General features: G+C 74.2%; 7 protein-coding genes. 2 read left to right on the forward strand and 5 right to left on the reverse strand.

Annotation, left to right across the window (positions count from 1 at the left end):
• Positions 1–15 precede the first annotated feature (15 nt).
• The 5 genes from ABD774_RS11980 to ABD774_RS12000 form a co-directional block, all read right to left on the reverse strand.
• On the reverse strand, positions 16–1,071 hold the full coding sequence (locus ABD774_RS11980; protein WP_345041397.1) for an endonuclease/exonuclease/phosphatase family protein: 1,056 nt from the start codon (positions 1,069–1,071) through the stop codon (positions 16–18).
• 63 nt (positions 1,072–1,134) lie between these two features.
• Positions 1,135–1,659 (reverse strand): ASCH domain-containing protein, encoded by a 525-nt coding sequence (locus ABD774_RS11985; protein WP_345041399.1) that lies wholly within the window; start codon positions 1,657–1,659, stop codon positions 1,135–1,137.
• 110 nt (positions 1,660–1,769) lie between these two features.
• Positions 1,770–2,444 carry an alpha/beta hydrolase gene (locus tag ABD774_RS11990; RefSeq protein WP_345041402.1) on the reverse strand — a complete coding sequence of 225 codons (675 nt, stop codon included), beginning with the start codon at positions 2,442–2,444 and terminating at the stop codon, positions 1,770–1,772.
• Positions 2,445–2,594: 150 nt separating this feature from the next.
• Positions 2,595–3,800: a Bcr/CflA family efflux MFS transporter gene (locus ABD774_RS11995; protein WP_345041404.1), complete on the reverse strand. Its 1,206-nt coding sequence runs from the start codon at positions 3,798–3,800 to the stop codon at positions 2,595–2,597.
• 201 nt (positions 3,801–4,001) lie between these two features.
• Positions 4,002–4,256, reverse strand: a complete 255-nt coding sequence (locus ABD774_RS12000; protein ID WP_345041406.1) for a hypothetical protein — start codon at positions 4,254–4,256, stop codon at positions 4,002–4,004.
• 213 nt (positions 4,257–4,469) lie between these two features.
• On the opposite strand from ABD774_RS12000, the gene ABD774_RS12005 reads away from it, so the two are divergent.
• Complete coding sequence (locus ABD774_RS12005) at positions 4,470–5,519, forward strand: GlxA family transcriptional regulator (protein ID WP_345041408.1); 1,050 nt, start codon at positions 4,470–4,472, stop codon at positions 5,517–5,519.
• A gap of 78 nt (positions 5,520–5,597) precedes the next feature.
• On the forward strand, positions 5,598–10,349 hold the full coding sequence (gene hrpA / locus ABD774_RS12010) for an ATP-dependent RNA helicase HrpA (RefSeq protein ID WP_345041410.1): 4,752 nt from the start codon (positions 5,598–5,600) through the stop codon (positions 10,347–10,349).
• The last annotated feature ends 697 nt before the right edge of the window (positions 10,350–11,046 follow it).

Raw genomic sequence — 11,046 nt, forward strand, 5'->3', positions numbered from 1 at the left:
GCCGCCGGTGGCGGGTCAGGGGCCGACCGGCCGGAGCCGGACCACGAGCCCGCGGTGGTCGCTTTCGCCGCGGTCGACGAGCTGGCCGGCCGTCACCTCGTAGCGCGCCGCGTCGACGAGCACGTGGTCGATGGCCGTCCCCAGGAGGGCGGGCAGCTGGGCGGGCCAGGTGGCCAGGCCGCCGACGCCGGCCTCCACCGAGCCGTCGGTGCAGCGGCCGAGGTCCTGCATCGGGGCGTGGTCGAGGGTGGTGTTGAGGTCGCCGGCCAGGATCATCCCGTCAGGGCCGCGGCTCCCGCACAGGTCCATGACGGCGTCGATGTCGACCAGCCACTGGTCGTGGGTCTCCCGCACGGGCGGCATCGCGTGGACGCCCACCAGCACCGGCCCGACGCCGGACGCCGGCTCGGCGCGCACCGCCCCGCGCTCGGTGGCAGGGCCGGGCACCTGGACGTACTCGCCGAGCGTGGTCGAGACCAGCATCGCGGTGGAGCCGGTGTCCCCGATGCCCTCCGGCCCGCCGGTGGCCATGAAGACCTGGAACGTCTCGTCCTCGCCCGCGAGGCGGGACGCGACGTCCTGGGCCAGCTCGGCCGAGGTCTCGCTCAGCACGAGGACGTCGGCACCGGTGTCCTCCGCCGTCGCGGTGACGTCGCCCACGCCGGTGCGGCCCTCCCGGGTGTTGTAGGCGACGACGGTGAGGGTGCCGTCGCCCGGGTCGGCAGGCCGCAGGCCACGGTCCGCGGGGAGCTCGGCGGGGTTGGACAGGCCCCGGTCCACCAGGACCCAGCCGTGCCCGCCGGCGACGACGGCGAGCACGACGCCGAGCAGAAGGGTGCGCGTCCCGCCGTGGAACCACCTGCGCCGGACCACGCCGACCACCAGCACGACGGCGGCGACGACGGCGAAGGCCACGGCGAGCAGCGCGCGGAGCGCGAAGAGCTGCGAGAACGGGTAGGCCGTGGTCAGCCCGGCCCAGTCGGGATCGACCCGGGCGAGCCACTCGGGGTTGAGCGTGAGCACCGCGGCCGCGCCCAGCACCAGGACGAGGACCCACCCGATCACGCGCACGCGGTCATTGAAGCATCGGGACGGCCCCGGTCCCGGCCGAACGGGCGCCGGCGGAGCACCCGGCTACCGGCGTCGCCGCGGCCGCGGGTGGAGGAGCTCGAAACGCTCGAGCACCACGGGCATGTCGGGCGCGAAGGCGCGGCCCACCCGGGCGAGGGCCGCGGTGAAGTAGGCGTCGTGGTCCCGCCGCCACGACTCGAGCGAGCCGTCACCCTCCCCCTCGGCGGCGGCGTGCTCGGCGGGCACCTGGTCGAAGGGCACGACGTCGACGGCGACGGTGCGCACGAGCGCCCGCGGCTCGCCGGAGCCGTCGCAGACGATCGCGAGGTCACCGGGCTCGGGCAGGGACTCGCCGTCGGCCTCCCACTCCCACCGGGCGCTCGACGTCGCCGTCTTCGTCCCGGCCAGGACCTGGCCGAGGAGCTCGTCCGCCATCTCGGCGCTGTCGCCGAAGGACCACGCCGGCGGCGTCAGCGACTCCGTGGCGCCGACCCCGATGACGGAGGCGAGCCGGGTCAGCCCGGCGACCTTCCGGGCCTCGGCCCAGAACAGCTCGAGGGCGTCGTCGCTCGGCGCGGTGGTCTCCATGGCTGCAGTGTCCCAGCCGCTGCGCCCGCTCGGGAGCGCTCGGGCGGGCTCGTCCTGGCCCTGCGCCCCGGTCCCGGGCGCTCGGTCCCCTCGGTCGGGGGACGCCGGGGTCAGCCCGCGTACCGCGCCTCGAGGAAGGCCCGGACGTCCCGGAGGGTGTCCATGGAGATCCCATGCCCGAGCCCGGGGTAGACGTGGGTGGTGACGTCCGTGTGGGCGGGCAGCCACTCGTCGGAGCGGGCGACGAGGAAGGGCGCGATGACCGGGTCGGCCGCGCCCCGGGCGTAGAGCACGGGCGGGCGGCGCGCGGCGAGGACCTCGTCGCCGGGGAGGTCGCCGGGGGCGACGAAGCCGGAGAGGATCACCACGTGGTCCGCCGCGTCGGGGTCCTGCCGGAGCACCTGGAGGGCGACGGCGCCGCCCTGGGAGAACCCGAGGAGCCCGACGGCACCCGGCGCCTCCTCCAGCCCGGCCAGCCACTCGCGCACGGCCGCCGCGGCGGCGTTCGTGCCCTCCTCGCGCAGACGGTCGGTCGTCGGCGTCCGGCGGTGACCGAGCTCCCCGGCGAGCTCGCCGTCGAGGGGGAACCACTCGTACCCGGAACGGTTGGAGCCCGGGCCGCGGAGGGAGGCGACGACGGCGTCGTCCGGCAGGTGCGGCACGAGGCCGAACAGGTCGCGCTCGTCCGAGCCGTAGCCGTGGAGGAGGACGAGGAGCGGGCGGCCGGCCCGGCTCCCGGCCGGGGCGGACCACCGCACGGCGTCGTGGTCGATCGTGAGGCTCATGCGCGGGGATCTCCTGGGTTCGGGACGGCTCGGCACGGTCGTTGCCGGGCAGGTCAACCATGACCGACCGCGCCGCTATTCCGTCACGGGCCCCTGTCCCGCCGCAGGGACCGCCTGCGTGGCTGCGCGCACCCCTGTCCGCGTGAACGCCTACAGCTCCCGCTCGCGGCGGGCAACGGCGAGCAGCGTCGCCCCGGCGAGCGCGAACGCGACGACCATCACCCCGCCCATGGCGAGGACCGAACCGCCCAGCACGCCCGACAGCGGCGCGCCGAGGGCGGCCATCCCGAACTGGGAGGCGCCGATGAGGGCGGCCGCGCTCCCGGCGTCGTGCGTCTGCCGGGCGAGGGCGATGCCCGGGATGGCGGGGATCAGCATGCCGATCGCGCCGATCGTCGGCAGGAGCACCACGAGCAGCGCCCACAGCCGCCCGGGCCCGGTCCCGACCGTCAGGGCGACGACGGCGATGCCCACCGCCCCGCCCAGGGCCACGGCGAGTGCGACGCCGGCGATGCGGGTCCCGCGGGCCCGGCCGAGCAGGAAGCCGGTGACCTGCGTGCCGAGGGTGACGGTCACCGCGCAGACCCCGAACAGCACCCCGTACTGCTGGGCGCTGAGGCCGTAGGTCTCCTGAAAGACGAACGCGGAGGCGGTGACGTAGGTGAACTGGCCCGCCATCGCCAGGCCGGCGACCAGGACGAGCCCGAGGAAGGTGCGGTCGCCGAGCAGCGTCCGGTAGCTCCGGGCGGCCGAGCGGGTGCCGCCGCGGCGCCGCAGCTCCGGCGGCAGGGACTCCGGCAGGACGAGCGCCACGAGCACGACGAGCACCGCCGCGAGCGCGGCCAGCACCACGAACAGCAGCCGCCAGGACCCGACCAGCAGCAGCTGGGAGCCGAGCGCCGGGGCGAGCACGGGCGCGACGCCGACGACCAGCATGAGCCGGGAGATCGTGCGGCCGACGGCGATCCCCTCGGAGGTGTCGCGCACGACGGCGAGCGCGATCACCATCCCGGCCGAGCCGAGCAGGCCCTGGAGGAGCCGCAGCGCCAGGAGGAGGGTCACGTCACCGGAGGCGGCGATGCCGAGGGAGACGACGGCGTAGCCGCCGTAGGCGACCATGAGCGGCGCGCGCCGCCCGGCGGCGTCGGAGACGGAGCCGAGCACGAGCTGGCCGATGGCGATGCCGACGAGCGCCGCCGTCATCGTCAGCTGCACCTCCCCCTGCCCGACCCCGAACTCGCGCGAGATCACGGGGAACGCGGGCAGGTACAGGTTGATCGTCAGCGGGCCGAGGGCGGTGAGAGCACCGAGCAGCACGACCAGCGGTCCGCTGGTGCGCCGCGCCTCGCCGGTCATCGCTGCAGAGTACGGCGCGGTCAGGTTCATCGACGGTGCCCGTCTCGGGGTTGCCGGTCCGGGGCCGCACGGTGGTGGGTCCGCCGCTCTGCCGGCGGGCGCGCATGAACGAGGTCGAGGTTCTGGTCGGCGCGAGCGCCTGTGGTGACCAGAACCTCGACCTCGTCCGCCCGGCTCGGGGCCGGGCGCGCGGCGGTGGTCTCAGCGATCGAGCACACCGAGGGACGCCTGCCCGGCGGACGCGCGGGCGGATGCCGAGGCGACCCGGGCCCGGGCGGTCTCGAGACCCGCGGACCGCGCGCGCAGGTGCGCGGCCAGGCGGGCGAACAGGCTCGGCCGGCGGACCACGCGGTCCGGCTGCTCGCGCAGCAGCCGCGCGAGCTCTGCGTTGGCGAGGGCCTCGTCCAGACGGATGCGGCCGATCACTTCGTGCGGGTGCCCGACGTAGGGCTCCATCGTCCTTCTCCTTGTTCCCAACTGGTCGACGTCGCCAGTTGACGCCGTCGTCTCTCTGATGTCGCCTCTTTTTCTGAGGCGGCGCTCCGCGGTCGAACTCGGACCGGCGCGACGCCCATGGCAGAAATCCTGCGCCCGGCCATCTCCTGCCACCAGTGGCAGGAATGCCGGTTCCCATCGATTTTCTGCCAACGTTGTGGGAGGATGGATCACGTGATCAGCGACGTGGTGGTGATCGTCTACGACGGCGTGTCTCCGTTCGAGCTGGGCGTCGTCTGCGAGGCCTGGGGCGTCGACCGCACCGACATGGGCCTGCCCACGTTCGACCTCGCCGTCGTCACGCCCGAGCCCGGACCGGTGCGCACCTCCATGGGCTTCGAGCTGCAGGTGCACCACGGCCTGGACCGGGTGCGGTCTGCCGACCTCGTCGTCGTCCCGGCCGTGCCGCGCAACGCCCCGGTGCCGCCCGAGGTGCTGGACGCCCTGCGCGAGTCCCACGAGCGCGGCGCCCGCGTGATGTCCGTGTGCTCGGGCGCGTTCGTGCTCGGCGAGGCGGGCCTCCTCGACGGGCGACGGTGCACGGCGCACTGGATGCAGACCGACGAGCTCGCGGCCCGCTTCCCCCGCGCCGAGGTGGTGCCCGAGGTCCTCTACGTCGAGGACGAGCGGGTCCTCACCAGCGCGGGCACCGCCGCCGGCATCGACGCGAGCCTGTACCTGTGGCGCGAGGAGTTCGGCGCCGCCGCGGCCAGCCTGGTGGCCCGCCGCATGGTGGTCCCGCCGCAGCGCGAGGGTGGGCAGGCCCAGTTCATCGACAACCCCGTCCCCCAGTGCGACGGCGAGACCCTCGGGCCGGTCCTGACGTGGATCGTCGAGCACCTCCAGGAGGAGCTGCCGGTCGAGGAGCTGGCCGCGCGCTCCGCGATGTCCCCGCGCACCTTCGCCCGCCGCTTCCGCGCCGAGACGGGGACGACGCCCCACGCCTGGATCACCGCCCAGCGCGTGCACCGAGCGGAGCAGCTGCTCGAGCAGACCGACCGGTCGGTGGACCAGATCGCCGCGGACGTCGGGTTCCTCAACGCCGCCACGCTGCGCCACCACCTCCGGCGCGTGCGCGGCCTGAGCCCGCAGCAGTACCGTCGCCGCTTCCGGACCGCGCCCCGGCGCGAGACGGTCCAGGCCCCCGAGCTCGAGGCCGTCCAGACCGCCCGGCGCAAGACGGTCGAGGCGCCCGAGCCCGAGACGGTCCAGGCCGGCGCCTGACTGTCCGATCGGTGCACGCCGGGTCTCACGAAGTCGCTGGCGAGAACCGCCGGTGCGCATCGGTGACAATGGGGGATCGTGAGCACGGACCGGGACGACGCGACGACGACGCAGGCTGCGCCGTCGGGACAGCCGACCGGTGACGCGCGAGCGGAGCCGGGGACCCGCACGGGCGGTGACGGCCCCAGCCGGCGTGGTGCGGACGGTGGCGGAGCGCGGCCGGCCGGCGATCGGCGGCGCCGGGGCGGCCGCCGCGGTGGGGGCCCACGGCGTCCGGAGGGTGAGCCCGAGCGCCGCCCGGGTGAGGCGCCCACCGACGAGGGCGGCGGCGACGAGCGCCGCCAGGGCCAGCGGCCCACCGGCGAGCGTGGAGACGGCGAGCGGCGCCAGGGCCAACGGCCCACCGGCGAGCGTGGAGACGGCGAGCGCCGCGACGGCGAGCGGCGCGGCCGAGGCGGGTTCCGGCCGTTCACCGCGGCCCAGCTCGAGGCCCGCCGCGCCGCGCTCCCCCGCATCACCTACCCCGAGCAGCTGCCCGTCTCGGCGCGCCGCGAGGAGATCGCCGCCGCCATCCGCGACCACCAGGTGGTGATCGTCGCCGGCGAGACCGGGTCGGGCAAGACCACGCAGATCCCGAAGATCTGCCTGGAGCTCGGCCGCGGGATCACCGGCCTGATCGGGCACACCCAGCCGCGCCGGATCGCGGCGCGCACGGTCGCCGAGCGCATCGCCGAGGAGCTCGGCGTGGAGATGGGCGGCGCGGTCGGGTACCAGGTGCGCTTCACCGACGAGGTCTCCGGAACCACGCTGGTCAAGCTGATGACCGACGGCATCCTGCTCGCCGAGGTCCAGCGCGACCCGCTGCTGCGCCGGTACGACACGATCATCGTGGACGAGGCCCACGAGCGGAGCCTGAACATCGATTTCCTGCTGGGCTACCTCGCCCAGCTGCTCCCGAGGCGTCCGGACCTCAAGCTCATCATCACCTCCGCCACGATCGACTCCGAACGCTTCGCCGCCCACTTCGGCGAGCGGGAGGGCGGGCGCCCCGACGGCGGGCCGGTCCGGCCGGCGCCGGTGGTCGAGGTGTCCGGGCGCACCTACCCCGTCGAGCTGCGGTACCGGCCCCTCGTCCCCGACGCCGACGAGGACTCCACCGACAACGGAGGGGCCGAGAATGCCCTAAGTGCCCGTACGGCCCCGAGAACGGGCAGTAAGGGCATGGTCGGCGGCGGCAGCGGCGCCCGCGAGGAGCCGATCGACCAGGTCACCGGCATCACGATGGCGGCCGACGAGCTGATGGCCGAGGGGCCCGGCGACATCCTCGTGTTCCTCTCCGGCGAGCGCGAGATCCGCGACACCCACGTCGCGCTCGCCGAGCACCTCGGCCCGCGCTACCTCGCGCCGGGCACCGCCAAGGGGTCCGGGCACGCGCCCGACGCCGTCGAGGTCGTGCCGCTGTACGCGCGGCTGTCCTCGGCGGAGCAGCACCGCGTCTTCGAGCACCACACGACGCGCCGCATCGTGCTCGCCACGAACGTCGCCGAGACCTCGCTGACGGTGCCCGGCATCCGGTACGTCATCGACCCGGGCACCGCCCGGATCTCGCGCTACTCCAACCGCACCAAGGTCCAGCGCCTGCCGATCGAGCCGATCTCCCAGGCCAGCGCCAACCAGCGCTCGGGCCGCTGCGGGCGTGTGGCGGACGGTATCGCGATCCGGCTGTACTCCGAGTCCGACTTCGCCTCGCGGCCCGAGTTCACCGAGCCGGAGATCCTCCGCACCTCCCTGGCCTCCGTCATCCTCCAGATGGCGGCCCTGAACCTGGGCGACATCGCGCGGTTCCCGTTCGTCGACCCGCCGGACACCCGGGCCGTGCGCGACGGCGTGCAGCTCCTCCACGAGATCGGTGCCCTCGACCCCGAGGCGAGCGACCCGCGCAGGCGGCTCACCGCCGTCGGGCGCCAGCTCGCCCAGCTGCCCATCGACCCGCGGCTCGGTCGGATGCTGCTCGAGGCCCAGCGCAACGGCTGCGCCGCCGAGGTCATGGTCATCGTCGCGGCGCTGAGCGTGCAAGACGTGCGCGAGCGGCCGGCCGAGCACCAGCAGGCCGCCGACGAGAAGCACCGCCGCTTCACCGACCCGACGTCGGACTTCCTCGCCTACCTCAACCTCTGGCGCTACCTGCGCACGCAGCAGCGCGACCTCTCCGGCTCGGCGTTCCGCCGCCTGTGCCGCGCGGAGTTCCTCAACTACCTGCGCGTGCGCGAGTGGCAGGACGTCGTCGCCCAGCTGCGCCAGCTGGCGAAGCCGCTCGGGCTGACCATGAAGCCGATCGCCCTGCCGCACGAGGGCGACATCGCGGCGACGGCGGAGAAGACGCCGGACGGCCGGCCGGACACCGCACGGGCGGTGGTGGCCGTCGGGCGGTCCGCGGACGCGGTGAGCGCCGACGCCCTGCACCAGTCGCTGCTGGTGGGGCTGCTGTCCAACCTCGGCTCCTACGACGAGCGGCGCCGCGAGTACGCCGGCGCGCGCGGCACCCGGTTCATCGTCTGGCCCGGCTCCGGCCTGGCGAAGAAGACGCCCGCCTGGGTGATGGCCGCCGAGCTGGTGGAGACCTCGCGGCTGTTCGCGCGCACCGTGGCGCGGATCCAGCCCGAGTGGGTCGAGCCGCTCGCGGCGCACCTGGTCAAGCGCTCCTACTCCGAGCCGTACTGGTCGACCAAGCAGGGCGCGGCCATGGTCAAGGAGAAGGTGCTGCTCTACGGCATGACCCTGGTGGCCGACCGCAACGTGCTCCTCGGCCGGCTCGGCGACCTCCCCCTCGGCGAGGTCACCGCCCGCGAGCTCGCCCGCGAGATGTTCATCCGGCACGCCCTCGTGGGCGGCGAGTGGCGCACCCACCACGAGTTCTACGCCCGCAACCGTGAGCTCCTGGCCGAGGCCGGGGAGTACGAGAACCGGGCGCGCCGCCGCGGGCTCGTGCTCGACGAGGACGGGCTGTTCGACTTCTACGACGAGCGGATCCCCGACGACGTCGTCTCCGCCCGGCACTTCGACTCGTGGTGGAAGAAGGCCCGCCGCGAGGACCCCGAGCTGCTCACGTTCACGATGGACCTGCTGGTCCCGGACGCCGGGGCCGTCTCCGGGGCGGACTTCCCGGACACGTGGCGCCAGGGCGACCTCACCCTCCCGCTGACCTACCAGTTCGAGCCCGGCAGCCACGCGGACGGCGTCACCGTGCACGTGCCGGTGGAGGTCCTGGGGCGGCTGCGGCCGGACGGCTTCGACTGGATGGTGCCGGGCCTCGCCCTCGAGCTCGCCACCGCGACGATCCGTGCGCTGCCGAAGAAGACGCGGGTCCAGCTGGTGCCGGCGCCCGACGTCGCGGCGCAGGTTGTCGGGCTGCTGCCGGCGTGGCCGGAGGTCGCCCCGGCGCCGCCCGGCGCGCCGTCGTACCACGAGGCGTTCGCGACGGCGGTGCGCACGCTGCGTGGCGTGGAGATCCCGGACGACGCCTGGGACGAGGAGAAGCTCCCGGACCACCTGCGCGTGACCTTCCGGGTGCTCTCCGAGCGCGGCGCGGTGCTGTCCGAGGGCAAGAGTCTCGTGGCCCTGCAGCGCGAGCTCGCGCCGCAGACGCAGCGCGCCGTCAGCTCGGCCGTGCGCGGAGCGGTGCGGATCGCGATGGAGGAGGCCGCGGCCCGCTCGGGTCGCACCACGGAACTTCCCGCCGGTGCCTCGGGCGACGGCGGTCGCGGCAGGCACCCGGGCGGCACTGGCGGCCTCGCGGCCGGCTCTTCGCCCGACGGCGGCACCGCCGGTGTCTCCGCGCTGCTGCCCGAGCAGGAGAACCTCACCACCTGGCCGGACGTGCCGGGCGGGGTAATCCCGAGGCAGGTGGAGTCCACCGGGCCGCACGGGCTCGTGGTCCGCGGGTACCCGGCGCTCGTCGAGGTGACCGCCGCCGGGGGCGGCGCGACGGCGAAGGGCGGCGGCGCGAAGGGCGGCGGCAAGGGTGGCAAGGGCGGCGGCTCCCCGCGCACCGCCCCGACCGTGGCCCTGCGCGTCCTCGCCGACGCCTCCGAGCAGGTGCGCGCCCACCGCCTGGGCCTGCGCCGCCTCGTGCTCGTCGAGACCGCCCTGAACGTCCAGCGCATCACCACCCGGTGGACCGGCAAGGAGGCCCTCACGCTCGCGGCCAGCCCCTACCCGAGCACCGAGGCGCTCGTGGCGGACGTCCAGCTCGCCGCTGTCGGGGCGCTGGTGGACGAGTGGACCGCGGGCCACGGTGGTCGCCAGGTGCGCGAGGCCGGCGCGTACGGCGAGCTGGTGGCCCACGTGCGCGCCCACCTGGAGGAGCGCGTGCACCAGGTGATCCGGCAGGTCGTCGCGACGCTCGACGCCCACCGCGAGCTCGAGGCGACGATCAAGGGCGCGACGTCGATGTTCCTGCTCAACACGCTCACCGACGTGCGCGACCAGGTGGCCAGGCTGGTGCGGCCGGGCTTCGTCTCGGCAACCCCGCCGGAGCGGCTCGTGCACCTGCCGCGCTACCTCCGGGCCGCCCAGCGGCGGATCGAGCGCGCCCAGCAGAATGTCCACCAGGACGCGAACCTGGCGTGGACGGTCGGGGAGCTGGAGGACGCCTACGAGGCAGCCGTAGACGCGTCCGACCGGCTCGCCCCCGACCCTGCCCGTGACGCCACCCTGGAGGAGGTGCGCTGGCTCATCGAGGAGCTGCGCGTCAGCCTCTTCGCCCAGCAGCTTGGCACGCCGGTGAAGGTCTCCGAGAAGCGGATCCGGAAAGCGCTTGCGCAGGTGTAGCCCAAGACCGGCGCACAACATCTCCGCCCGTTCGAAAGATCGATGGAGATCTTCTCATCGTCTGGGTCGCCGTCAGCATCTAAACCGGACCGCTCAATTGCCAATCCAGCCGCTTCGGCGCGGTTCTGGATCTCATCGATAACCTTCGCCCGCTCAGCCATACTCAGCGGCGGATCCTCTTCGATTGTGGTCTGGCACGCGATGTTACGGCCGCGTCGCGTCGTGAGGTGAGATATGAGCGATCGCGGGGTTCTCTCCTCCGAAGACGAGGACGTTCATCCTTGCCGTAACCGCCGCGTCGAAGGAGGCTGCCGCCTGCTGGGTTCGGGCAGTACAGGGCCCTAGTGAACCTCGGCCCTGTGCCCCTCGCCTGCCTGCTCTGGTACTGGGACCTGCCTGGCGACCCCGTGGCCTGTTTCCGGGAGGCCGAACTTCAGGCGGCCTCCGCCAGAGCGAACGCTTGGGCGACGACGAAACTGGGAGCGCTCAATGGCATGGGGAGCGACCGCCGCGCCCGCCGTGTGGCACCTCGGGTTTCGGAGTAGGTAGCCCACTACCCTGGTGATGTGCGGGTCTGCTGCACGGATAGGTGACATCTGATCTGTGGTGCCGCAGGGTGCCACTGGAAGGATGTGCACCGTGCCTAAGCCATACCCCAAGGAGTTCCGCGACGACGTCGTGCGGGTCGCGCGGAATC

Origin of the sequence: Georgenia daeguensis (assembly GCF_039537705.1) — a bacterium.
Classification (GTDB): domain Bacteria; phylum Actinomycetota; class Actinomycetes; order Actinomycetales; family Actinomycetaceae; genus Georgenia; species Georgenia daeguensis.